Source organism: Plasticicumulans acidivorans (genome assembly GCF_003182095.1).
GTDB lineage: Bacteria > Pseudomonadota > Gammaproteobacteria > Competibacterales > Competibacteraceae > Plasticicumulans > Plasticicumulans acidivorans.
Genome location: NZ_QGTJ01000003.1, coordinates 455,775 through 478,346, shown reverse-complemented (window position 1 = coordinate 478,346; position 22,572 = coordinate 455,775). Strand labels below are relative to the sequence as shown.

At 67.4% G+C, this 22,572-nt stretch carries 23 protein-coding genes; 19 read left to right on the top strand and 4 right to left on the bottom strand.

Features of this window, described 5'->3' with window-relative positions; genetic code table 11:
• Positions 1 to 24: 24 nt before the first annotated feature.
• The 9 genes from C7443_RS07620 (at position 25) to truD (ending at position 8,746) form a co-directional block, all read left to right on the top strand.
• Positions 25 to 993 carry an acetyl-CoA carboxylase carboxyltransferase subunit alpha gene (locus C7443_RS07620; RefSeq protein WP_110017975.1) on the top strand — a complete coding sequence of 323 codons (969 nt, stop codon included), beginning with the start codon at positions 25 to 27 and terminating at the stop codon, positions 991 to 993.
• 19 nt (positions 994 to 1,012) lie between these two features.
• Entirely contained in the window at positions 1,013 to 2,356 is a 1,344-nt protein-coding gene (gene tilS, locus C7443_RS07615) for a tRNA lysidine(34) synthetase TilS (RefSeq protein WP_170123538.1), read from the top strand.
• 42 nt (positions 2,357 to 2,398) lie between these two features.
• A complete protein-coding gene (locus C7443_RS07610) occupies positions 2,399 to 4,033 on the top strand; it encodes a CTP synthase (protein WP_211346169.1) in 1,635 nt (544 codons plus the stop codon).
• Positions 4,034 to 4,105: 72 nt separating this feature from the next.
• Complete coding sequence (eno, locus tag C7443_RS07605; protein WP_110017973.1) at positions 4,106 to 5,395, top strand: phosphopyruvate hydratase; 1,290 nt, start codon at positions 4,106 to 4,108, stop codon at positions 5,393 to 5,395.
• Positions 5,396 to 5,462: 67 nt separating this feature from the next.
• The gene (locus C7443_RS07600) at positions 5,463 to 5,993 is read left to right on the top strand and encodes an FtsB family cell division protein (RefSeq protein WP_110017972.1); all 531 of its coding nucleotides are present in this window, start codon (positions 5,463 to 5,465) and stop codon (positions 5,991 to 5,993) included.
• Positions 5,993 to 6,682: a 2-C-methyl-D-erythritol 4-phosphate cytidylyltransferase gene (ispD, locus tag C7443_RS07595; RefSeq protein WP_110017971.1), complete on the top strand. Its 690-nt coding sequence runs from the start codon at positions 5,993 to 5,995 to the stop codon at positions 6,680 to 6,682. The genes C7443_RS07600 and ispD overlap by 1 nt, the downstream gene beginning before the upstream one ends.
• Positions 6,683 to 6,806: 124 nt before the next feature.
• On the top strand, positions 6,807 to 7,130 hold the full coding sequence (locus tag C7443_RS07590) for a YXWGXW repeat-containing protein (RefSeq protein WP_110018048.1): 324 nt from the start codon (positions 6,807 to 6,809) through the stop codon (positions 7,128 to 7,130).
• A gap of 81 nt (positions 7,131 to 7,211) precedes the next feature.
• The gene (gene ispF / locus C7443_RS07585; RefSeq protein WP_110017970.1) at positions 7,212 to 7,694 is read left to right on the top strand and encodes a 2-C-methyl-D-erythritol 2,4-cyclodiphosphate synthase; all 483 of its coding nucleotides are present in this window, start codon (positions 7,212 to 7,214) and stop codon (positions 7,692 to 7,694) included.
• Positions 7,691 to 8,746, top strand: coding sequence for a tRNA pseudouridine(13) synthase TruD (gene truD, locus C7443_RS07580; RefSeq protein ID WP_110017969.1), 1,056 nt, complete (start codon positions 7,691 to 7,693; stop codon positions 8,744 to 8,746). The genes ispF and truD overlap by 4 nt, the downstream gene beginning before the upstream one ends.
• On the opposite strand, the gene C7443_RS07575 is transcribed toward truD, so the two are convergent.
• From C7443_RS07575 to C7443_RS07565, 3 genes are all read right to left on the bottom strand, one after another.
• Complete coding sequence (locus tag C7443_RS07575) at positions 8,743 to 9,171, bottom strand: hypothetical protein (protein WP_110017968.1); 429 nt, start codon at positions 9,169 to 9,171, stop codon at positions 8,743 to 8,745. The genes truD and C7443_RS07575 overlap by 4 nt on opposite strands.
• A gap of 69 nt (positions 9,172 to 9,240) precedes the next feature.
• On the bottom strand, positions 9,241 to 9,711 hold the full coding sequence (locus C7443_RS07570; RefSeq protein WP_110017967.1) for a WbuC family cupin fold metalloprotein: 471 nt from the start codon (positions 9,709 to 9,711) through the stop codon (positions 9,241 to 9,243).
• Positions 9,712 to 9,730: 19 nt separating this feature from the next.
• A complete protein-coding gene (locus tag C7443_RS07565) occupies positions 9,731 to 10,273 on the bottom strand; it encodes a Smr/MutS family protein (protein WP_110018047.1) in 543 nt (180 codons plus the stop codon).
• Positions 10,274 to 10,373: 100 nt separating this feature from the next.
• Between C7443_RS07565 and surE the strand changes: the two genes are divergently transcribed.
• From surE to rpoS, 4 genes are all read left to right on the top strand, one after another.
• On the top strand, positions 10,374 to 11,120 hold the full coding sequence (gene surE / locus C7443_RS07560) for a 5'/3'-nucleotidase SurE (protein WP_110017966.1): 747 nt from the start codon (positions 10,374 to 10,376) through the stop codon (positions 11,118 to 11,120).
• Between the two features lie 29 nt (positions 11,121 to 11,149).
• Entirely contained in the window at positions 11,150 to 11,788 is a 639-nt protein-coding gene (locus tag C7443_RS07555) for a protein-L-isoaspartate(D-aspartate) O-methyltransferase (RefSeq protein ID WP_110017965.1), read from the top strand.
• Between the two features lie 26 nt (positions 11,789 to 11,814).
• Positions 11,815 to 12,603, top strand: a complete 789-nt coding sequence (locus tag C7443_RS07550; protein WP_170123537.1) for a peptidoglycan DD-metalloendopeptidase family protein — start codon at positions 11,815 to 11,817, stop codon at positions 12,601 to 12,603.
• 108 nt (positions 12,604 to 12,711) lie between these two features.
• Entirely contained in the window at positions 12,712 to 13,770 is a 1,059-nt protein-coding gene (rpoS, locus tag C7443_RS07545; RefSeq protein ID WP_110017963.1) for an RNA polymerase sigma factor RpoS, read from the top strand.
• Positions 13,771 to 13,836: 66 nt separating this feature from the next.
• Here rpoS and C7443_RS07540 read toward each other — a convergent pair whose 3' ends face one another.
• A complete protein-coding gene (locus C7443_RS07540; protein ID WP_110017962.1) occupies positions 13,837 to 14,211 on the bottom strand; it encodes an Mth938-like domain-containing protein in 375 nt (124 codons plus the stop codon).
• Positions 14,212 to 14,413: 202 nt separating this feature from the next.
• On the opposite strand from C7443_RS07540, the gene alaC reads away from it, so the two are divergent.
• From alaC to C7443_RS07510, 6 genes are all read left to right on the top strand, one after another.
• On the top strand, positions 14,414 to 15,601 hold the full coding sequence (gene alaC, locus C7443_RS07535) for an alanine transaminase (protein ID WP_110017961.1): 1,188 nt from the start codon (positions 14,414 to 14,416) through the stop codon (positions 15,599 to 15,601).
• A gap of 27 nt (positions 15,602 to 15,628) precedes the next feature.
• Positions 15,629 to 16,942, top strand: coding sequence for a homoserine dehydrogenase (locus tag C7443_RS07530; RefSeq protein ID WP_110017960.1), 1,314 nt, complete (start codon positions 15,629 to 15,631; stop codon positions 16,940 to 16,942).
• A 39-nt stretch (positions 16,943 to 16,981) separates the two neighbouring features.
• Positions 16,982 to 17,581, top strand: coding sequence for an IMPACT family protein (locus C7443_RS07525; RefSeq protein ID WP_110018046.1), 600 nt, complete (start codon positions 16,982 to 16,984; stop codon positions 17,579 to 17,581).
• Complete coding sequence (locus C7443_RS07520) at positions 17,578 to 18,600, top strand: hypothetical protein (protein ID WP_110017959.1); 1,023 nt, start codon at positions 17,578 to 17,580, stop codon at positions 18,598 to 18,600. The genes C7443_RS07525 and C7443_RS07520 overlap by 4 nt, the downstream gene beginning before the upstream one ends.
• A gap of 6 nt (positions 18,601 to 18,606) precedes the next feature.
• A complete protein-coding gene (gene recJ / locus C7443_RS07515; protein WP_110017958.1) occupies positions 18,607 to 20,337 on the top strand; it encodes a single-stranded-DNA-specific exonuclease RecJ in 1,731 nt (576 codons plus the stop codon).
• A gap of 91 nt (positions 20,338 to 20,428) precedes the next feature.
• A complete protein-coding gene (locus tag C7443_RS07510) occupies positions 20,429 to 22,528 on the top strand; it encodes a putative bifunctional diguanylate cyclase/phosphodiesterase (protein ID WP_110017957.1) in 2,100 nt (699 codons plus the stop codon).
• Positions 22,529 to 22,572: the final 44 nt, after the last annotated feature.

Here is a 22,572-nt window from a genome sequence, read left to right as displayed (position 1 = left end):
GCAGAGCGGAGCGCCGATCCTGCCATGAATATGAATTTTCTCGATTTCGAACAGCCGATCGCCGAGCTCGAAGCCAAGCTCGCCGAGCTGCGCAAGCTCTGCGACGACAAGGAAATCAACATCTCCGACGAGATGCAGCGGCTGGAGACGAAGAGCCGGGAGCTGACCGAGTCGATCTTCAAGACCCTGACGCCGTGGCAGGTGTCGCAGATCGCCCGCCATCCGCAGCGGCCGTACACGCTGGACCTGATCGCCGAGCTGTTCACCGAGTTCGAGGAGCTGCACGGCGATCGCGCCTATGCCGATGATCAGGCCATCGTCGGTGGCATCGCCCGCCTCAATGGCCGTGCGCTGATGGTCATCGGCCACCAGAAGGGCCGCGACACCAAGGAAAAGCTCCGTCGCAATTTCGGCATGCCGCGCCCCGAGGGCTATCGCAAGGCCTTGCGGCTGATGCAGCTCGCCGAGCGCTTCGGCCTGCCGATCGTCACCTTCATCGACACGCCGGGCGCCTATCCGGGCGTCGGTGCCGAGGAGCGCGGCCAGAGCGAGGCGATCGCCCGCAACCTGTTCGTCATGGCCGGCCTGCGCGTGCCGGTGATCTGCACCGTGGTCGGCGAGGGCGGCTCCGGCGGCGCGCTGGCGATCGGTGTCGGCGACAAGGTCAACATGCTGCAGTACGGCACCTACTCGGTGATCTCGCCGGAGGGCTGCGCCTCGATCCTGTGGAAGAGCGCCGAAAAGGCGCCCGAGGCGGCGCAGGCGATGGGCATCACCGCCCCCGAGCTGCTCAAGCTCGGCCTGGTCGACGAGGTCATCCCCGAGCCGCTCGGCGGCGCGCACCGCGATATTCCGCTGACCGCCAGCCGCATCGGCGAGGCGTTGCAGCGCGGGCTCGACGAGCTGTGCGGGCTCGATACCGATGCGCTGCTCGATCGGCGTCACCAGCGCCTGCTTGGCTACGGCGTCTATACCACCAAGGCGCCGGCCTGAGCCGACGGGCCTTGCACCGATGATCGAGCGCGGCGGCCTCGAACGGCTGCTGGCCGCCCATCCGCAGGTACGCCGCCTGCGCGTTGCCTTCAGCGGCGGGCTGGATTCGAGCGTGCTGCTGCACTGGCTGCAGGGTTTGGCGCTGTCGGGCTATATGCTCGATGCCGTGCACGTCGATCACGGCTGGCGCGCGGAGTCGGCCGACTGGGCCCGGCACTGCGTGCGCGCGGCGGCGGCGCTCGGCGTCGACTGCCAGGTGATCGCCGTCAACGGTCGCCCGGCACCCGGTGAATCCCCCGAGGCGGCGGCGCGCTCGGCGCGCTATGCGGCGCTGGCCGCCACACTCGATGCCGGTAGTGCACTGCTCTGTGCCCAGCACGCCGACGATCAGGCCGAAACCCTGCTGCTGCAGCTGCTGCGTGGCGCCGGACCGAAAGGCCTGGCGGGCATGGCGGCGGATGCAGCACTCGGTGCCGGCCGGCTGTGGCGGCCGCTGCTGGAAACGCCGCGGGCGCGGCTGCGCGCGTATGCCGAGCAGCAGGGGCTGCTCTGGCTCGAAGACCCGGCCAACGCCGATCCGGCCTATGAGCGCAGCTGGCTGCGCCAGGAGATCATGCCGCGGCTCGCTGTCCGTTATCCGGCGCTGACGCGCACGCTCGGCCGCTCGGCGCGGTTGTGCGCGCAGGCCGCCGCCGCCGAGGAAGCGCTCGCCGCCGCGGATCTGGCGCCGCTGCGCGAGGGCGACACGCTGCGGGTCGACGGCCTGCTGGCCCTGCCCGCAGCGCGCCGTGACGCCGCCGTGCGCGGCTGGCTGCTCGAACGTTCACTGCCGCTGCCGAGCGCGGCGCAGCTCGGCGCACTGCCCGAGCTGCTCACGGCGGGCGACGACCGCGCGCCCTGCCTGCGCTGGCCCGGTGCGCAGCTGCAGCGCTATCGCGGGCGGCTGCATGCGTTTGCGCCGTTGCCAGCGCTGGCGGCCGGCAGCGTGATCGTCTGGCCCGAGCCGGCGCAGCCGCTGTGCCTGCCGGACGGCAGCCGGCTCGAATTGCGGCCGGTGCACGGCGCGGGCATCGCCGCGGCACGCCTGCACGGACAACCGCTGACGGTGCGTTACCGCCGTGACGGCGAGCGTTTTCATCCGGCCGGGCGCCGCCATGCGCAAACCTTGAAGAAGCTGCTGCAGGAGGCCGGCATCGCACCCTGGCTGCGTTCGCGGCTGCCGCTGCTAATGGCCGGAGAGCAGCTGGTGGCCGTCGCCGGTCTCGGTATCGCCTGTGACTGGACGGCAGCGGCGGATGCCGCCGGCTACGCGCTCGCGTGGCAAAGCCAGGCGGCTTCGGCTACCATGCCGCGCTTTGTGTAGTTCCCCTTCGGAGCCCGCGCCGCGGGCCTGGAACAGTTCTCCATGACCCGATTCATCTTTGTCACCGGTGGTGTCGTTTCCTCGCTCGGCAAGGGCATCACGGCGGCATCGCTCGCTGCCATTCTCGAAGCGCGTGGCCTGAAGGTCACGATGATCAAGCTCGACCCGTACATCAACGTCGATCCGGGCACGATGAGCCCCTTCCAGCACGGCGAGGTGTACGTCACCGAGGATGGGGCCGAGACCGACCTCGACCTCGGTCACTACGAGCGCTTCGTGCGCATGACCGCCGGCCGGCGCAACAATTTCACCACCGGGCGCATCTACGAGAACGTCATCCGCAAGGAACGTCGCGGCGACTACCTCGGCGGCACCGTGCAGGTGATTCCGCATATCACCGACGAGATCAAGCGCTGCGTGCGCCTCGGCGCCGGCGATGCCGATGTCGTCATGGTGGAGATCGGCGGCACGGTCGGTGATATCGAGTCGCTGCCGTTCCTGGAGGCGATCCGCCAGCTCGGCGTCGAGCTCGGCCGTGAGCGTGCGCTGTTCATGCACCTGACGCTGCTGCCGTATATCGCCACCGCCGGTGAGCTCAAGACCAAGCCGACGCAGCATTCGGTCAAGGAGCTGCGCTCGATCGGTATCCAGCCGGACATCCTGCTGTGCCGTTCCGAGCACGAGATTCCGGCCGAGGAGCGGCGCAAGATCGCGTTGTTCACCAACGTCGAGGCCAAGGCGGTGTTCAGCGCCGTCGACGCCGACACCATTTATCGTATCCCGCTGATGCTGCATCAGCAGGGGCTCGACGACGTCGTCTGCCAGAAGCTCGGCCTGCGCGCCGATCCGGCCGATCTGAATGAGTGGGAGCGCGTCGTCGGCCAGATCGAAGCGGCAACGACCGCCGTCGACATCGCCATGGTCGGCAAGTACGTCGATCTCGCCGATGCCTACAAGTCGCTGAACGAGGCGCTGTTCCACGCCGGCTTCCAGACCGGGCAGAAGGTCCATATCCACTACGTCGATTCCGAGTCGGTGGAGCGCGAGGGCACCGGCTGCCTGAAGGGCATGCACGCGATCCTGGTGCCGGGCGGCTTCGGCGAGCGCGGCATCGAGGGTAAGATCGCCGCGGTGAAATACGCCCGCGAGCAGCGCATTCCCTATCTGGGCATCTGTCTGGGCATGCAGGTCGCAGTCATCGAGTACTCGCGTAACGTCGCCGGGCTCGAAGGTGCGCACTCGACGGAATTCCGCAAGAACACGCCGCACCCGGTGATCGCGCTGATCACCGAATGGACCAATCGCGAAGGCAACGTCGAGCACCGCACCGAGGAGTCCGATCTCGGTGGCACGATGCGCCTTGGCGCACAGCCGGCGCGGCTGGTGCCGGGCACGCTGGCGCACCGCGTCTACGGTCGTGACACCATCAGCGAGCGCCATCGTCACCGTTATGAGTTCAACGAAGGCTATCAGCCGATCCTAGAGAAGGCCGGCATGGTGTTTTCCGGATTCTCACAGGATGGCAATCTCGTCGAGATGATCGAGCTGCCCGACCACCCCTGGTTCCTGGCCTGTCAGTTCCATCCGGAGTTCACGTCGACGCCGCGTTATGGTCACCCGCTGTTCCGTGCCTTCGTCACGGCGGCCGGTGTGCAGCGCGATCGTAACGAGCGCTGACGGGCCGGTAAGCCACTTGGATGACCGACGGGCGGAGTCCCGTCCCTGACCTTGCAAGAGGAGCGTAACTCGATGTCTGCGATCAAGACCCTCATCGGCCGCGAGATTCTCGACTCGCGCGGCAACCCGACCGTGCAGGTCGAAGTCGAGCTCGAATCTGGGGCCCGCGGCGTCGCCGCTGTGCCGTCAGGCGCCTCGACCGGTACCCGCGAGGCCATCGAGCTGCGCGACGGCGATGCGAAGCGTTATCTCGGCAAGGGGGTGCTCAAGGCCGTCTCCCACGTCAACGGCGAGATCCTCGCTGCGGTCAAGGGCATGGAGGCGTCTGACCAGGCCGCGCTCGATGCGCGTCTGATCGAGCTCGACGGCACGCCGAACAAGGGCCGCCTCGGCGCCAATGCGCTGCTCGGCGTCTCGCTCGCCGTCGCCCACGCAGCCGCCAACGAGAAGGGTGTGCCGCTGTACCGGCACATCAATCCCGAAGGCCCGTACGTGCTGCCGACGCCGATGATGAACATCCTTAACGGCGGTGCGCATGCCGACAATTCGGTCGACATCCAGGAATTCATGGTGATGCCGGTCGGTGCGCCGACTTTCTCCGAAGCGCTGCGCTGTGGCGCGGAAATCTTCCATGCGCTGAAGAAGGTGCTGCACGGCCGCGGTCTGGCGACCAGCGTCGGTGACGAGGGCGGTTTCGCGCCGAACCTGCCGTCGAACGAAGCCGCGCTCGAAGTCGTCATGGAAGCGATCGCCAAGGCCGGCTACAAGGCCGGCGAAGACGTCATGCTCGCACTCGACTGCGCCAGCTCCGAGTTCTACAAGGACGGCAAGTACGTGCTGGAGAGCGAAGGCAAGGCCTACTCCTCGGCCGAGTGGGCCGCCGTGCTCGCCGATCTGGTCGCGCGCTACCCGATCATCTCGATCGAAGACGGCATGGACGAGTCCGACTGGGCCGGCTGGGCCGAGTTGACCCGCCTGCTCGGCGACAAGATCCAGCTGGTCGGCGATGATCTGTTCGTCACCAACACCGCGATCCTTGAGCGCGGCATCCGCGAAGGCATCGCCAACTCGATCCTGATCAAGGTCAACCAGATCGGCACGCTGACCGAGACGCTCAACGCCATCCGCATGGCCGACGAGGCCGGCTACAGCTCGATCAGCTCGCACCGCTCCGGCGAGACTGAAGACACGACGATCGCTGATCTGGCCGTGGCCACCACCGCGCGGCAGATCAAGACCGGCTCGCTCAGCCGTTCCGATCGCATCGCCAAGTACAACCGTCTGCTGGTGATCGAGTCGCAGCTCGGCGACGCGGCGGTTTATGCTGGCCGCGATGCCTTCCCGCGCAAGCTGAAGAGCTGATTTGCCCCGTTTCGGGGGCGATGCATTCGCCCCCGCCTGAATTCCCCCTGCCGGTCGCCGTTTCAGCATGCGGATCTTTCTAGCCGCCCTCATCGCTTTGCTGCTGGGCCTGAATTTCCTGTTGTGGATGAGCGATGACCGCGGCATCCGGCAAGTGCGTTCCCTGCAGGCGATGATCGATGCGCAGCGCACCGAGAATGCCTCGATGGCGGATCGCAACAAGGCACTCGAAGCCGAAGTCAAAGACCTGCGCGAGGGTCTGTCGGCGATCGAGGAGCGCGCGCGCGCCGAGCTTGGCATGGTCGGCCGCGACGAGACCTTCTATCGCATCCTCGATGAACCGCCGACCGCACCGCCGCCCGGGCAGGAGTACACCAAACCGGGCAAGGCGGTCAGCGCCAGGCCGGGTGCACCGGGAGCGCCGGCGCTAAAGCCCGGTCTGCCGCGCGGCGCGATCCCGCTGCCGGACGCGACCAAACCGGCGCCGCGTAATCCCCATAATTCGAAGAAGCCGGCCGCCCGGGCCGAACCGGACAGCGTCCCCGATGACGCCATCGAAGGCGATGGCGACGGCGGACCCGCGGTAGGGCCGGACTGATGCGTCGCTGTCACGCCATCGTCCCCGCCGCCGGTGTCGGCAAGCGCATGGGCGCAGCGATTCCCAAGCAATACCTGCCGCTGGCCGGCCGGCCGGTGCTCGAACACACGCTTGCGTGCCTGCTGGCCGAGCCGCGCATCGCCGGCATCGTCGTCGCCCTCGGTGCCGAGGATGCATGGTGGCCGACGCTGCAGCTGGGTGACCGTCGTCGTATCACCCGTGTCGAAGGCGGTGCCGAACGGGCCGATTCGGTGATGAATGCACTGCGCGCGCTCGACGGCGTCGCCGACGCCGAGGACTGGGTGCTGGTCCACGACGCCGCGCGTCCCTGCCTGCCGCGCGCCGATCTTGAACGGCTGTTTTGCGAACTGGCCGATGATCCCGTCGGCGGATTGCTGGCCGCACCGGTGCGCGACACGATGAAGCGCGCCGGCGACGGGCCACGCGTCGCGGCAACGGTCGACCGCAGCGGCCTGTGGCATGCGCTGACGCCGCAGATGTTTCGGTTCGCCCTGCTGCGCGAGGCCTTGGCCGCGGCGCTTGCGGCCAGGGTCGCCATCACCGACGAGGCTTCGGCCATCGAATGGTTCGGCTTGCAGCCGCGCCTGGTCGAAGGGTCGGCCGCCAACCTGAAGATCACCCGGCCGGAGGATCTGCGTCTGGCGGAATTTTTCCTCACCCTCCCGTAAGACGCGCGCTCACGCATGGCAGCCGTTTCCCTGGCGGCAGGCGTTACACGGCGTTACCCGACGGTGAACGTCCCGTACAGAGGCCGTGGCACTCTGGCGCCGTCCTTAGCAGGGAGGGTTGGCAATGAATCGTTTCGTCAAGATGACAGGTGTGCTGCTGCTGGCGGCTGGTGCGACGCTGGCGATTGCGCCGGCGCAGGCTGGCTGGGTGGCGACCCGCACGGTGGTGATCCACGACGCACCGCCGCCGCCGCGGCATGAAGTCCGGCCGCATCGCCCTTATCCGCATGCAGCGTGGCGCGCCGGCCACTGGGTGCGGCGCGGTGATGCCTGGGTCTGGCGCAGCGGTTACTGGACGCGGCCGCCACATCAGGGGCGCGTCTGGGTCGATGGGTACTGGCGGCACTCGCCGCACGGCTGGGTGTGGGTCGACGGCCGCTGGCGCTGATGCGGTGGCGTGGCCGGGGCGGGCGCGCTACGCTGCGCGCCCTCGCGGCGGAGGCCGCGTCCAGCGTGCGAGAGGTCTGCGATGCGCATCGGTCATGGTTTCGACGTTCATGCCTTCGGTCCCGGCGACCATGTGATGCTCGGCGGCGTGCGCATTCCCTATGAACGCGGCCTGCTCGCCCATTCCGATGGTGACGTGCTGCTGCATGCGCTGTGCGATGCGCTGCTGGGTGCTGCGGCGCTCGGTGACATCGGCCGGCATTTCCCGGACAGCGATCCGGCCTATCGCGGCATCGACAGCCGCCGCCTGCTGCATCACGTCGTCGAACTGATCCGCGCCGAGGGCTATGCCGTCGGTAACGTCGATGCGACGATCATCGCCCAGGCGCCGAAGATGGCGCCGCATATCGAGGCGATGCGTGCCCATCTCGCCGCCGACCTCGGCGTGCGTCACGATTGCGTCAACGTCAAGGCGACGACCACCGAGCGGCTGGGTTTCACCGGGCGTGGCGAGGGAATCGCCGTTGAAGTCGTCGCCCTGCTGGTCGAGGCCACCATCCTGTGAACGAGTCATCGAACACTGAGTATCCCTACGCCTATGGTGAGCCGGCGATCCGCGCCCGCTTGCGCAGCACGGCGGCGGATTTCGTTGTCATCGAGCAGCTCGGCTGGGCGCCGGACGGCGAGGGCGAGCATGTTTTTCTCTATGTGCGTAAGACCGGTGCCAACACCGACTGGGTGGCCCGTCAACTCGCAGCGGCCTGCGGCGTGCGCGCCGATGCCGTCAGCTATGCCGGACTGAAAGACCGCCACGCCGTCACCGAGCAGTGGTTTTCGGTGCAGATGCCCGGGCGTGAGGCGCCGGCAGCTGCGGATATTGCGATCGAAGGTGTCGAGCTGCTGCAGGTGGCGCGCAACAGCCGCAAACTGCGGCGCGGAGCACTGGCCGGCAACCGCTTCCGCATCACGCTGCGCGAGCTCGACGCGCCGCTGGATCTCATCACCGAGCGCCTGCCGTGCATCGCCGCTCACGGCGTGCCCAACTACTTTGGCGAGCAGCGCTTCGGCCGTGAAGGTGGCAACGTCGGCCGTGCCCTGCGGCTGTTCCGGGGCGAACTGCGTGAGCGCGACCGCCACAAGCGCGGCTTGTATCTGTCGGCCGCGCGCTCGTTCCTGTTCAACGAATACCTGGCCGCACGGGTCGTCGACGGCAGCTGGACGCAGGCCCTGCCGGGCGAGGTGCTGATGCTCGACGGGACGCACTCAGTGTTCGCCTGCACCGAGGCGGATGCGGCGATCCGCGATCGGCTCGAACGGGGCGACGTGCATCCGACCGGCCCGCTGTGGGGGACGGGGGAGAGGCTTGCCAGTCTGCAGGCCCTGGCCGGTGAACAGGCCCTGTGCGCCGCACAGCCTGAACTGTGTGCCGGGCTGGAGGCCGAGGGGCTGAAGGCCGAGCGCCGGGCGCTGCGTCTGCGGCCGCAGGGGCTGAGCGCCGAAAGCCACGCGGATGGCTCCCTGACGCTCGAATTCGCCCTGCCGGCGGGCGCGTATGCGACGACGGTGCTGCGCGAACTGGTGCAGGCCTACGAACTGCGCGAGTCCGCGGCGGATTAATTCAGCGCCCGCAAGCGGGTGAGTACGCTGCTGCGGCTGGCATCGAGTGCGCGGGTGATGGCATCCGTCGCGGCTTCGTCGAGCAGCGCGTCGGCGTGCTGCGCCCAGACTCGCGTCAGTTCCTGCCCGGCGGTTGCCGGTGCGCCGGGCAGCAGCTCGGCCAGGTCGGCGATCAGCGCGACTTTCGACCAGCCCGTCATCACCACGGCCGCACTGGCGTCCTGGCCGAAATAGGCGTGATTGACCAGCGCCTGCAGCTCGCCGAGCGTCTTCAGTTCCTCGAAGGCGGCGACGCGGACGTTGCGGTTGGCTTCGGTGCGCTCGTTGCGCCAAGTGTTGTAGCTCAGGCTCGACAGCGCGACGGTGAGGCTGATCAGCGCGATCAGGTGCTGGCGCAGCGGCTGGATGAAATCACTCGGTTGCATGCCGGCTCCCCCTGTCGGCGGTGGTCTGTGTAGCGATACGCAGGGGGGGCCGCAGCGGATGCGTGAGCCTCAGCGGAACAGGGCGCGCAGCTGCTCGCGGAAGGCGGAGGCTCCGGCGTCGCCTTCGCGCGGGGCCCACGCGGCGAATTCGGCAGGATCGACCGGACGATAAGGGCCGGCCTTGCTTTCGAAGAACACCGTCCCGGGTTCGAGGGCGATGACGCTGTGATACTCGCCGGCCGGGATGTCGACGCCGCAGCATTCACCCGCGGCGGACAGTTTCAGCGTCGTGCTGATCTGGCCGTCATCGCTGAAGAACACGGCGCCGAGCGTGCCGCGCACCAGCAGCAGGCTTTCGGCTTTCTGCGGATCGAGATGGCGGTGAGGGGCGACGTAGGAGTCCGGCTCGATGGCGATCAGCAGGCGCTGGCAGGGCGCGTCGAGCGCGGTGTGAAAGTTGTGGTTCATGCGCCGGCGGGCACTGTGGCGGGCAGCGCCGATCAGGGTGGCGATCAGCGTGGTATCGAAGGCCTGCGGCATCGGGATTTGACCTCGGGGTTCAAAGGCTGCGCAGCAGCACGTACAGCGCGCCGGTACCGCCGTCGTGCGCGCGGGCCGAGCAGAAGGCGAGTACGTCGTCGCGCAGGCGCAGGTAACGGTTGAGTTTCTGCTTCAGCACCGGGCCGCGGTGATGGGAGCGGTTGCCCTTGCCGTGGACGATGCGCACGCAGTGCACGCGCTCACGGCGTACCATCTGCAGGAACAGGTGCACGCTTTCCCGCGCTTCGGCCCAGTACAGGCCGTGCAGATCGAGCTGGGCGCCGGGCGGGTACTGACCGCGGCGCAGCTTGCGCAGCACGCCGGTCTGCACGCCATCGCGGCAGTAACTCAGGTGCTCGCCGGTTTCGATGTCGGCCGGTTCGAAGTAGTCCGACACCATATCGCGCAGCACCTGCTTGTCGTCGGCGAGACTCTGCAGCGGGATCGGCGGTCGTGGCGGCCGCCACGGTTCCACCGTGTCGGAGCGGATCGGTTCGATCTCGCCGATGGCCTGGCGGAATTCCCGGCTCGCTCCGTCAGTGTGTTCGTCGGATGCACTCATGGCAGCGGTGTCGCGGATTTGAAAGAGGTGCCTGTTTTGACTTTGCAGGTTCGATGTGGTTTTGATACCGCGTTTCAGCACAGCGGCGCCGGCGGACATGATGAGGATACTGGTCAGTAATGATGATGGGTACCTGGCCCCGGGAATACGCACGCTGGCTGCAGCCCTGAAGGAATTTGCCGAAGTGACCGTGGTGGCTCCCGATCGCGATCGCTCCGGTGCCAGCAACTCGCTGACGCTGCGCCTGCCGCTAAGCCTGATGCAGCATGCCGACGGTTTCACCAGTGTCGACGGTACACCGACCGACTGCGTGCACATCGCGCTGACCGGTCTGCTCGATCAAGAACCGGACATGGTCGTTTCCGGTATCAATGCCGGCGCCAATATGGGCGATGACGTCATTTATTCCGGTACCGTCGCGGCGGCGATGGAGGGGCGTTTTCTCGGTCTGCCGGCGCTGGCCATGTCGCTGTGTTCCTACGATCCGCAGCATCTGGACACCGCGGCCCGGGTGGCCGTGGAGCTGGTGCGTCGACTGCGGCTCAATCCGCTGCCGGCCGATACCATTCTCAACGTCAACGTGCCGGATCTGCCGTGGGAGGCCATCCGCGGCTTTCAGGTGACGCGCCTCGGCCATCGCCACAAAGCCGAGCCGGTGGTGCGGCAGACCGACCCGCGCGGACGGCCGATCTGGTGGATCGGCGGCGCTGGCGCCGAAGCTGACGCCGGGCCCGGCACCGATTTTCACGCCGTGCGTGAAGGCTGCGTGTCGGTGACACCGATCCACGTCGATCTGACTCGCTACACCGCACTGGATACGGTGGCACGCTGGCTCGATACGCCGTGAGTGACTCGCAGGCTATTCATGGTATCGGGATGACCTCGGCGCGCACGCGCACGCGCCTGCTGGCGCGACTGCGCGAGATGGGCATCACGCACGAGTCGGTGCTGGCGGTGATCGGCAGCATGCCCCGGCACTTGTTCGTCGAAGAGGCCCTGGCCAGCCGTGCCTATGAGAACATGCCGTTACCGATCGGTTTCGGGCAGACGATTTCGCAGCCTTATATCGTCGCGCTGATGACGCAGGCCGCGATCGAGGGGCGCTCGCTGCCCCTGGAGCGGGTGCTGGAGGTCGGTACCGGCTCCGGTTATCAGGCTGCCGTACTGGCATCGCTAGTACAGCGTGTCTGGAGCGTGGAGCGTCTGGAGCGGCTTGCCGAGCGCGCGCGCAGCCTGCTGGCGTCGCTGGGTCTGCGCAACGTCCGCCTGAAACATGATGACGGTATGCTCGGCTGGCCGGAGTACGGTCCTTTCGATGCGATACTGGTGACTGCCGCCGGCGGCGAGGTGCCGCAGGCCCTGCTGACGCAGCTGACGATCGGCGGCCGCCTGATCGCACCGATCGGTCCGCCGGGCATCCAGCAGCTGGTGTGCATCGAGCGCAAGGCGATCGGTTTCGAGACCCGCAATCTTGGTGCGGTGACGTTCGTGCCCCTGCTCGCGGGGGTGCAATGAGACGCGAAGCAACTTCTGGAAAGACGATGTCACGTCGTTATCTGCATTGGCTGGCGCTGTGCGGCGCCGTGTTGGCGGGGTGCACGACCGGTTATGGCCTGCGGCCGCATGAGTACGTGGTTGTGCGTGGTGACACACTCTATTCGATCGCATGGCGTTACGGTGTCGACATGCGCGAACTGGTCCGTATCAACAATCTTGCCGATCCCAACCGTATTCTTGTCGGTCAGCGCTTGTTGCTGGGTGACGATGCCGTCGATACCAACGACGTCGCGCCTGCCACGGATACGGGCAGCCCGCCGCGCAACGCGGTTGCCAGCACGACGCCTCACAATGACACACCACGTTCGCGCCCGCGGCGGGTGGAACCACCCGCCGCCGAGCGCGTGGCGACTGCCGATGGCACTTCCACGGCCCCCAGTCGCGATACCGCGCCGACGCTGTCGGGGCGGGGCTGGGTCTGGCCGGTGCGTGGCCGGGTGATCCGGGGTTTCCAGCCGGACCAGCCCGGACGCAAGGGGATTCAGATTGCGGCGACACTCGGCACGACGGTCACGGCGAGCCGTGGCGGCGAGATCGTCTACAGCGGCAGTGGACTTCCCGGATATGGCCGCCTTATCATCGTCAAACATTCTGAATCTCTACTCAGTGCCTACGGTTTTCTCGGTAAAATCCTTTCGAATGAAGGCGATAGGGTGAGCGCCGGACAACCGATAGGAGAAGTTGGCAACAGCCCGGAGAATCGTCCGGCACTGCACTTCGAGATCCGCCAGAATGGAAAACCTGTCGATCCCCTGCGTTTCCTGCAGGGCTGATCGACATGCGACGAGGGGCCACATAGAAGCCCCCGCGCGCGCAGCCGGCCCAGGGAAGAGATTTCCCTAACCCGCTGATCTACCACCGAAGACGCTGAGGAGGTCGCCATGTCGCGCCGAAGCAGCACCCAGGTCGTCGAGTTACCGGATGAAGCGGAACTCGTCTCGGCTCTGGAGGAGGAAGAGGAAGAACTGCTGGACGAGGAAGACGCCGCGGTCGACGAGGAAGTCGTTAGCGTGCTGGGCGATGCGTCCTCCGAAGACGATGCCGAAATCGTCGAGGGGGCACGTACCCGGGGCAAGACGCCCCTCTATGGCAAGGACTTCAGCCAGGAGGAGCTTGATGCAACACGGATGTATCTGGGCGAGATCGGCTTCTCGCCACTGCTGAGCGCCGAGGAGGAAGTTTATTTCTCGCGCAAAGCGCTACGTGGCTGTGAAGCCTCGCGCAAGCGCATGATCGAAAGCAATCTGCGTCTGGTGGTCAAAATCTCGCGCCGTTACATGAATCGCGGCTTGTCACTGCTCGATCTGATCGAGGAGGGCAATCTCGGTCTGATCCATGCGGTCGAGAAATTTGATCCAGAGCGCGGATTCCGCTTCTCGACCTATGCCACCTGGTGGATTCGCCAGACGATCGAGCGCGCGATCATGAATCAAACGCGCACGATTCGGCTGCCGATCCACATCATCAAGGAAATCAACGTTTACCTGCGTACCGCGAGGCGTCTGGCGCAGACCCTCGACCATGAACCGACGGCCGAGGAAATCGCCCAGGCGATGGACAAGCCGGTCAGCGAGGTCAAGCGCATGCTCGGCCTCAATGAGCGGGTTGCGTCGGTCGACACGCCGATCGGCAAGGACGAGGATCGCTTTCTGCTCGACGCGATCCCGGACGAAAACAACCCCGATCCGTTCCAGGTACTGCAGGACAGCGACCTCAACGAGAAGCTCGAAAACTGGCTCTGCCAGCTGAGCGACAAGCAGCGCATCGTCGTTGAACGTCGCTTCGGCCTCGGCGGCAAGGAGCGGGCAACACTTGAAGAAGTCGGCAATGAGATCGGCGTGACGCGTGAGCGTGTGCGCCAGATCCAGATCGATGCCCTGCGCCGCCTGCGCAAGGTGCTCGAATCCGAAGGCTTTTCCGAGGACGTGCTGAACAACTGAGGTCGCCTTTGAGGGAGCGCGCTGAACGACGCGGCGGATTTCCGCCGCGTTTTTTGTGTGGCGCGCTCAGATCATCAGCAGCGCCGCGATCACGGTGCGGCCTTCCGCGACGACGATGTTGTAGGTGCGGCAGGCGGCGGCGGTGTCCATGGACTCGACGGCGATACCGGCTTCGAGCAGTGGCCGGATCAGGCTCGGGTGCGGAAAGCGCTGGCGGGCACCGGTGCCGAGCAGAACCATTTCCGGTTTGAAATCCAGCAGCCCGGCAAAATGCTCGGCCGCCAGCTCGTCGAAGCTCTGCGGCTGCCAGTGCTCCTGCAGCCGGGTCGGCGCCAGGATGAAGCTGCGCTCCAGCCGCGTATCCGCGTTGATGATCACGTGCCCGTCGCCATAGGCGCGGATCAAGTTGACCTGATCATCGAAGTCGAGTGCGAGACGCATGGCGGATTCCTCGGAGCGGTATGGCGGTGATTATACCGGTGCATGACCATGCGATGACGGCACGACGGCAGGGTTCCCCGGCGGCGCATGCAGGCACGTGCAGTGCCGGGAAGCGCTTATTTGACAGCCCTCAGCCACGCCTTTAGTGTTTCCGCCCTTGTCGTTTTTGCCGACGATCCAACCGAGAGCGAAGTCAGCCGCCGTGAACGTCGAATTCCAGCGCATCAGCCGTTTACCGCCATACGTTTTCAACATCGTCAACGAGTTGAAAGCCAAGGCACGAGCGCGGGGCGAGGACATCATCGATTTCGGCATGGGCAATCCGGACCGGCCGACGCCGCAGCATATCGTCGACAAGCTGCTTGAGGCGGCTCAGCGTGGCGACACACACCGCTATTCGGTGTCGAAGGGCATTCCCCGCCTGCGCAAGGCCATCTGTGGCTGGTACAAACGCCGCTTCGAAGTCGAGCTCGACTGGGAAAGCGAAGCCATCGTCACCATCGGCTCGAAAGAAGGACTGGCGCATCTGGCGCTGGCGACGATGGGGCCGGGCGATACGGTGCTGGTGCCGAATCCGGCCTACCCGATCCATCCCTACGGCTTCGTCATCGCCGGTGCCGACGTGCGTCACGTGCCACTGGTGCCGGGGGTCGATTTCTTCGTGGAGCTGGAAAAGGCGATCCGCGAGTCCTGGCCGAAGCCGAAGATGCTGGTGCTGAACTTCCCGGCGAACCCGACCACGCAGTGTGTCGAGCTGGAGTTCTTCGAGCGCATCGTCGCGGTTGCCCGCGAGCACGGCATCTGGGTGGTGCACGACCTGGCCTATGCCGACATCTCGTTCGATGGCTACGTCGCACCGTCGATCCTGCAGGTGCCCGGCGCCAAGGACGTTGCCGTCGAGTTCTTCACGCTGTCGAAGTCGTACAACATGCCCGGCTGGCGCGTCGGTTTCATGTGCGGCAACCCGACGCTGGTCGGTGCGCTGGCGCGCATGAAGTCATACATGGACTACGGCACGTTCACGCCGATCCAGGTGGCGGCGATCACCGCGCTGGAAGGGCCGCAGGAGTGCGTCGCCGAGATCTGCGAAACCTATCGTGTCCGCCGCGACGTCCTCTGCGACGGCCTCAACGCGATCGGCTGGGCGGTCGAGAAGCCCAGGGCGACGATGTTCGTCTGGGCGAAGATTCCGCCGCAGTATCAGGCGATGGGCTCGCTCGAATTCTCGAAAAAGCTGATCAACGATGCCCACGTTGCCGTTGCGCCGGGCATTGGCTTCGGCCAGTACGGCGACGATCACGTCCGTTTCGGCCTGATCGAGAACGAGCACCGCACGCGCCAGGCGATTCGCGGTATTCGTGACATGTTCCGCAAAGACAGCAAAGTCTGATTCGATTCCATTTCTGAGGTACGCACGGTGAATCCCGTCAAAGTAGGTCTGTTGGGTCTGGGTACGGTCGGTGGCGGCACGGCTAACGTGCTGCGGCGCAATGCCGGGGAGATCAGCCGCCGGGCTGGTCGCGGCATCGAGATTTCTCATGCGGCTGCCCGCAACCTCGATTCGACCAAGGCCGACATGACGGGCATGAAGCTCACCGAGGATGCCTTCGAGGTCGTCAACGATCCCGAGGTCGCCATCGTCATCGAGCTGATCGGCGGCTACGAGCCGGCGCGTACGCTGGTGCTGCAGGCGATCGCCAACGGCAAGCACGTCGTCACCGCCAACAAGGCGCTGATCGCCCGTCACGGCAACGAGATCTTCACTGCGGCCCGCGAGCACGGCGTGATGGTGGCCTTCGAGGCGGCGGTCGGCGGCGGTATTCCGATCATCAAGGCGCTGCGCGAAGGGCTGGCGGCGAATCGCATCGAGTGGCTGGCCGGCATCATCAACGGCACCGGCAACTTCATCCTCACCGAGATGCGTGATAAAGGGCGCGACTTCGCCGACGTGCTGGCCGAGGCACAGGCGCTCGGTTATGCCGAGGCCGATCCGACCTTCGACGTTGAGGGCATCGATGCCGCGCACAAGCTGACGATCCTCGCCTCGATCGCTTTCGGCATCCCGCTGCAGTTCGACAAGGTCTACACCGAGGGCATCACCCGCATCACGCGCGAGGACGTTGCCTACGCCGGCGAGCTCGGCTACCGCATCAAGCACCTCGGCGTTGCGCGCGCGACGGATGAGGGCATCGAGCTGCGCGTGCATCCGACGCTGATCCCGGAGCGGCGGCTGATCGCCAACGTCGATGGTGTGATGAACGCCGTGCTGGTCAAGGGTGATGCCGTCGGCCCGACGCTGTATTACGGCGCCGGCGCCGGCGCCGAGCCGACCGCCTCGGCGGTCATCGCCGACATCGTCGACGTGGTGCGCACGCTGAGTTCGGAGCCGGCCACGCGGGTGCCGCATCTGGCCTTCCAGCCGGATGCACTGTCCGACAAGCCGGTGCTGCCGGTCGAGGCCATCGAGACCGCCTATTACCTGCGCCTGCAGGCCGCCGACAAGCCTGGCGTGCTGGCCGAGGTAACGCGCATCTTCGCCGATGCCGGCATCAGCATCGAGGCGATCCTGCAGAAGGAGCCGCCGGCCGACAGCCCGGACGCGACGGTGATCATCCTCACCCAGCGCGTGCGGGAACGGCAGATGAACGCGGCGATCGCGCGCATCGAGGCGCTCGACACCATCTCCGGTGCCGTCACCCGCATCCGCCTCGAACACCTCGCCTCGAACTGAGGCGGCGCAGCGGCCGGCCGGCGTCGGCCGCTGTTGATCATGCTGACCCCGACGCGTGCGTTCGAGCACGAAATCGAGATCCGCAAGAGCCGCTTCATCGCCTGCATCGAGCCGGTGGACTCGCGGCGGGCGGCGATGGTGGCACTGGCCGCCATCCGTGAACGCTGGCCGGCGGCGACGCATTACTGCTGGGCACTGCTCGCCGGTGCCGATTCCGGCGCTCACGACGACGGCGAGCCCGGCGGTACCGCCGGGCGGCCGATCCTCAACGTGCTGCAGCACAAGCAGCTCGGCAATGTGCTCGCGGTCGTCGTGCGCTATTTCGGCGGCGTCAAGCTCGGTGCCGGCGGTCTGGTGCGCGCCTACTCGCAGGCGGTGTCGGAGGCGCTGGCGCATGCCGAGCTGGTCGAATGCGTCGTCCGCGTGCAGCAGCGTTTCAGTTGCGAGCACGCGCAGGAAAGCCGTGTGCGTCGTGCCTGCGAAGCGCAGGGCGCCCGCATCGATGCCGTTGACTACGCCGAACGCCCGCTGCTCACCGTCAGTCTGGCGCAGGCGGCGCTGCCGGCACTGCGTGAACGGCTCGATGATCTGACGCAAGGGCGGATCACCTGGCTGGAAGAAATGACGGAGCACCAATGAGCATGCAGCTGACGCTACTGATCCCGGGGCTGCTGCCGGTCTGGGAAACGGCCGACGGTCTGCTCAAGCCGCCGCAGCCACACGCGCCGGCGTTGCGTCGGCTGCTGCGCCGCAGCCAGGTGACGGCGGGCAGTGGTTCGCTCGAACGGGCGCTGTTTCGCCTGTTCGGCTGGCAGGGCGACGGTGAGCCGCCAGTGGCGGCGGTGACGGCGCGGGCCGATGGGCTCGACGCTGCCTGCTGGATGCGGGCTGATCCGGTGCATCTGATCGCTGATCTGCACGGGGTGCGTCTGCTCGACGCCACGGTGCTGCAGCCCGAGTCGATCGAAGCCCGCCAGTTCGCCGAAGCCTTCGACCGAACCTACGCCCCGGAAGGGCTGCAGCTGCTGACGCCGCATCCGGCGCGCTGGTATCTGCGTCTCGGACAGCCACCCCGGATGCAGACGACCGCGCTGCCGGCCGCGCTCGGCCGTGACATCCGCACGCTGCTGCCGGTGGGCGACGATGCCAGCGTCTGGAACGGACGAGCCACCGAGGTGCAGATGCTGTTCTACGACCAGCCGGCCAATATCGAGCGCGAACGACGGCGCCAGCCGATCGTCAGCGGCCTGTGGTTCTGGGGGGCCGGTGCGCAGCCGGATGCCTTGCAGGCGCCGGCGTGCGCGCTGTACGCCGACGAGATCACGGCGCGCGGGCTGGCACGCTGCAGCGCCAGCGCTTGCAATCCGCAGCCGGCCACCTGGCAGGCATTGCAGGAGGCGGCCGGCGACGAAGCCGCTGTCTGCGTCGTGCTCGACGGGCTGCGCCACTGCGAAGGCAGCGAGGATATCGGCGGCTGGCAGCTGGCCGTTGAAGCGCTGGAGCGTGACTGGTTCGCGCCGCTCGCCGCCGCACTCGGCCGTCGCCAGCTCACGCGGCTGACGCTCGATACCGGCGGTGAGACGTACAGCGTAGCTGCCGCCGACCTGTGGAAATTCTGGCGCCGCGGCCCTGCCGCCTGCCGCCGTTTCAGCGGCTGACTCCCCATGACCACGATTCGTCGCCGTCCGCCGGCGGATACCGCGGCCCTGCCGACCGAATTGCCGCCACTGCTCGCCCGCGTCTACGCCGCCCGCGGCGTGCGCAGCGCCGAGGAGCTCGATCAGGAGTTCACGGCGCTGCCGCCGCCGGCACGGCTCAAGGGCATCGATCGCGCCGCCGAACTGCTCGCCGCCGCGCTCAGCAGCGATGCCCGCATTCTCTTCGTCGCTGATTTCGATGCCGACGGCGCCACCGCCTGCGCGCTCGGCGTGCGCGCGCTGCGTGCGCTGGGCGCCCGCCATGTCGACTACATCGTGCCGAACCGGCAGGTGCACGGGTATGGCCTGACACCGGAGATCGTCGAGCTGGCGGCGGCGCAGCACCCCGAGCTGCTGATCACCGTCGACAACGGCATCTCCAGCCTCGACGGCGTCGCTGCAGCGAAGGCGCGCGGCTGGCAGGTGCTGGTGACCGATCACCATCTGCCGGGGGCCCAGCTGCCGGCGGCCGATGCCATCGTCAATCCGAACCAGCCGGGCTGCGAGTTTCCGTCGAAGGCGCTGGCCGGTGTTGGCGTGATCTTCTACGTGATGCTGGCCCTGCGCGCGAAGCTGCGCCTGAGCGGTTGGTATACGGCCTGCGGTTTGAGCGAACCGAACCTCGCGCGACTGCTCGATCTGGTCGCCTTCGGCACCGTCGCCGACGTTGTGCCGCTCGATCACGTCAACCGTGTGCTGGTGGCGCAGGGCCTGCGGCGTATCCGCGCCGGCCAGTGCCTGCCGGGCATCCGCGCGCTGCTCGAAGTCGCCGGCCGCCAGCGCGAGCAGGTGCAGGCGACCGACATCGGTTTTGCCATCGGCCCGCGGCTGAACGCCGCCGGCCGGCTGGAAGACATGCGCCTCGGCATCGAATGCCTGCTCTGCGATGAGCCGGCGCGTGCCGGCGAACTGGCGCGCACGCTCGATCGCCTCAACCGCGAGCGGCGCGACATCGAAGATGAGATGAAGACGGCGGCACTCGAAGACCTCGGGCGGCTGGCGCTCGACGGTGAGCTGCCGTTCGGGCTGTGTCTGTTCGATGCGCACTGGCATCAGGGGGTGATCGGCATCCTCGCTGCACGCATCCGCGAGCGCACGCACCGGCCGACGATTGCCTTCGCGCCCGAGCAGGCTGCGGGCTGGCTGAAAGGCTCGGCGCGCTCGGTGCCGGGGCTGCACATCCGTGACGTGCTCGATGCCGTGGCCGCCACGTATCCCGGTCTGCTGCCGAAGTTCGGCGGCCACGCGATGGCGGCCGGTTTGTCGCTGCGCACCGAGGATTACCCGCGCTTCACGCAGGCTTTCGATGCCGAGGTGCGGCGGCGGCTGAGCATCGCGCAGCTGCAGGGCGTCATCGAGTCCGACGGCGAACTGCGCGGGGCGGAGTTCAGCGCGGAGCTGGCCGTCGAGCTGCGCGCCGGCGGGCCGTGGGGGCAGGGCTTTCCCGAGCCGCTGTTCGATGGCGAGTTCGAGGTGCTGGCGGTGCGCGTGCTCAAGGAGCGCCATCTCAAGCTGCTGCTGCGTCCGCTGGCGGGCGGCGATGCCATCGATGCCATCGGTTTCGGTCTGGCGGAAACGCCGTCTGCCGAACCGGCAGTAGGCGAGTGCCTGCGAGTCGCCTATCGTCTTGATCTAAATGAATGGAAAGGACGCCGCAACGTGCAGTTGCGGATCGAGCACCTGGAACGGCCCGGGTGAGCGAGCGGCACGACCGGCACGGCGTGCCGCGTCGTGTGAGCCGTCAGCACTGGGATGGGCGACGAGCGTGGACACGGCTGACGATAAACCGATGGATGCCTTGCACGCGGAGCTGGCGCCGACGCTGCTGCTCGATCACGTGCGTTTGCTGTACGCGCAGAGTCTGGTGGCACTGCTGGTCAACGGTTCTGTCGCCAGCGGCCTGGTCTACCTGAGCCGGGTCGGCGGAGCGGTGCCGGAGGGCGGTTTTCTCTGGCTGGGCGGCATGTGGATCGTGCTGCTGCTGCGCACCTGGGGGCTTATCGTCTACCGCCGGCGGGGGGAGGCGACGCTGGCGACGGCCCCGCGCTGGATGCGCTGGCATGTCTGCGGCGTGCTCGCGGTCGCCGTGCTCTGGGGGCTGTGGGCGCCGCTGTTTTTCGCCAAGCTCGACGTCAGCGCACGCGCCTTCACCACCGTCGTCATCTGCGCGATGACCAGCGGCGGCGTGGCGGTGCTGGCCGCCAGCCGCGCACTGGCCGCGAGTTTCTGCTGCCTGCTGCTGGTGCCGCCGACCCTGTGGCTGCTGCTGCTCGGGGAAGGCGCCAGTGAGCGCACGCTGGGCATGCTGGGCTGCGTCTATCTGGTGGCGATGTTCTTCTCGGTGATGACGCTCAGTGGCAGCGTGACGCGGGCGCTGCGCCTGTCGCGCGTCAACCAGCACCTCAGCCAGCTCGCCGACAGCCAGCGTGCCGCGACCGAGCAGAGCAACGCCCGCCTGGCGCAGGCCGAGCAGGCGCTGCTGACCGCCAACCAGGAGCTCGAAGGCCGCGTGCAGCAGCGCACCACCGAGCTGCAGCGCGAGGTCGCTGAGCGGGTGCGCTACCAGCGCGAGCTGGAGCGCATGGCCCGCAGCGATGCCCTGACCGGCCTGCTCAATCGCAGCGGCTTGAATCTGGTGCTCGACGCCGCCCTGCAGCGGCGTGAAGTGGAAGGCAGTGCGCTGGCCTTGCTGTTCGTCGACCTCGACCGCTTCAAGGAGGTCAATGACGGACTCGGTCACGCCGCCGGTGATCTGGTCCTGCGCACGGTGGCGCAGCGCCTGTCGCTGCTGGGGGAGACTTCGGCGCTGGGGGAAAACCTGCTGGCCTGCGCCCGCTGGGGCGGGGATGAATTCGTGCTGCTGCTGAGCGGCGACACGGCGGCGGCGCAGGCACTGGCGGAGACCCTGCTGGCCAGTCTCGGGGCACCGATCGCCTTCGGCGACGGCGTCGTGCGCATCGGCGGCAGCATCGGTATCGCGCTGGCGCCGGAGCACGGTCGCGACGCGCAGACGCTGATCCGTCACGCCGACCTGGCGATGTACGCCGCCAAGTCCGAGCACGGCGATCAGGCACGGGTGTACTGGTCGGCACTCGGCGCCGAGTCGCAGCGACGCGTGGCGATGCATCAGGCATTACGCGGCTGCGCCGACAGCGGCGATGGCCTGACGTTGATGTTCCAGCCGATCGTCGATCTGGAAGACGGCCGCGTGCGTGCCGTCGAAGCGCTGGCGCGCTGGCGGCACAGCGAGTTCGGCCCGGTAGCGCCGGACGTGTTCATCCCGCTCGCCGAGGAGAACGGCAGCATCATCGCGCTCGGCTACCGGCTGCTGGAGATGGCCTGCCGCAGCGTGTGCGGTTTGCCGTCGTCGGTCTCGGTGGCGGTCAATCTGTCGATGGTGCAGCTGCTGCAGCACGACTGTGTCGATCGCATCGAGGCAGTGCTCGCCGCCAGCGGCCTGGCGCCGCAGCGCCTCGAACTCGAACTGACCGAGTCGGTGTTCGCGCTCGACGGTGCGCACGTCGGTGCCGTGCTCTCGGCGCTGCGCGCTCGCGGCGTGCGCGTGGCGATCGACGATTTCGGCAGCGGTTACTCCTCGCTCGCCTATCTGCGCCGTTTTCCGGCCGATGTGCTCAAGGTCGACCGCAGCTTCATCAGCGCGCTGGATCAGGGTGGTGAGGCGATCATTGCAGCCGCGCTGTCGATGGCGCGGGCCTTCGGTCTGGAGCTGGTCGTCGAAGGGGTGGAGACCAGCGAGCAGCTGGAGCGGGTGCGCCGGCTCGGCGCACGCCGGGCGCAGGGCTATTACTTTGCGCGGCCGCAGAGTGCCGCGGCGCTCGCTGACTGGCTCCACGCCCGGGCGGCGGCGCGTATCGGGCTGCAGGCTTGAGGCGCGTGTGCCGAACGCTTGTGCCGTTTGCCGGTCACTGCCGC

Coding starts and splice junctions, on each gene's coding strand:
- C7443_RS07620 (WP_110017975.1), top strand. CDS start 25: ATGAATATGAATTTTCTCGATTTCGAACAGCCGATCGCCGAGCTCGAA.
- tilS (WP_170123538.1), top strand. CDS start 1,013: ATGATCGAGCGCGGCGGCCTCGAACGGCTGCTGGCCGCCCATCCGCAG.
- C7443_RS07610 (WP_211346169.1), top strand. CDS start 2,399: ATGACCCGATTCATCTTTGTCACCGGTGGTGTCGTTTCCTCGCTCGGC.
- eno (WP_110017973.1), top strand. CDS start 4,106: ATGTCTGCGATCAAGACCCTCATCGGCCGCGAGATTCTCGACTCGCGC.
- C7443_RS07600 (WP_110017972.1), top strand. CDS start 5,463: ATGCGGATCTTTCTAGCCGCCCTCATCGCTTTGCTGCTGGGCCTGAAT.
- ispD (WP_110017971.1), top strand. CDS start 5,993: ATGCGTCGCTGTCACGCCATCGTCCCCGCCGCCGGTGTCGGCAAGCGC.
- C7443_RS07590 (WP_110018048.1), top strand. CDS start 6,807: ATGAATCGTTTCGTCAAGATGACAGGTGTGCTGCTGCTGGCGGCTGGT.
- ispF (WP_110017970.1), top strand. CDS start 7,212: ATGCGCATCGGTCATGGTTTCGACGTTCATGCCTTCGGTCCCGGCGAC.
- C7443_RS07575 (WP_110017968.1), bottom strand. CDS start 9,171: ATGCAACCGAGTGATTTCATCCAGCCGCTGCGCCAGCACCTGATCGCG.
- C7443_RS07570 (WP_110017967.1), bottom strand. CDS start 9,711: ATGCCGCAGGCCTTCGATACCACGCTGATCGCCACCCTGATCGGCGCT.
- C7443_RS07565 (WP_110018047.1), bottom strand. CDS start 10,273: ATGAGTGCATCCGACGAACACACTGACGGAGCGAGCCGGGAATTCCGC.
- surE (WP_110017966.1), top strand. CDS start 10,374: ATGAGGATACTGGTCAGTAATGATGATGGGTACCTGGCCCCGGGAATA.
- C7443_RS07555 (WP_110017965.1), top strand. CDS start 11,150: ATGACCTCGGCGCGCACGCGCACGCGCCTGCTGGCGCGACTGCGCGAG.
- C7443_RS07550 (WP_170123537.1), top strand. CDS start 11,815: ATGTCACGTCGTTATCTGCATTGGCTGGCGCTGTGCGGCGCCGTGTTG.
- rpoS (WP_110017963.1), top strand. CDS start 12,712: ATGTCGCGCCGAAGCAGCACCCAGGTCGTCGAGTTACCGGATGAAGCG.
- C7443_RS07540 (WP_110017962.1), bottom strand. CDS start 14,211: ATGCGTCTCGCACTCGACTTCGATGATCAGGTCAACTTGATCCGCGCC.
- C7443_RS07525 (WP_110018046.1), top strand. CDS start 16,982: ATGCTGACCCCGACGCGTGCGTTCGAGCACGAAATCGAGATCCGCAAG.
- C7443_RS07520 (WP_110017959.1), top strand. CDS start 17,578: ATGAGCATGCAGCTGACGCTACTGATCCCGGGGCTGCTGCCGGTCTGG.
- recJ (WP_110017958.1), top strand. CDS start 18,607: ATGACCACGATTCGTCGCCGTCCGCCGGCGGATACCGCGGCCCTGCCG.
- C7443_RS07510 (WP_110017957.1), top strand. CDS start 20,429: ATGGATGCCTTGCACGCGGAGCTGGCGCCGACGCTGCTGCTCGATCAC.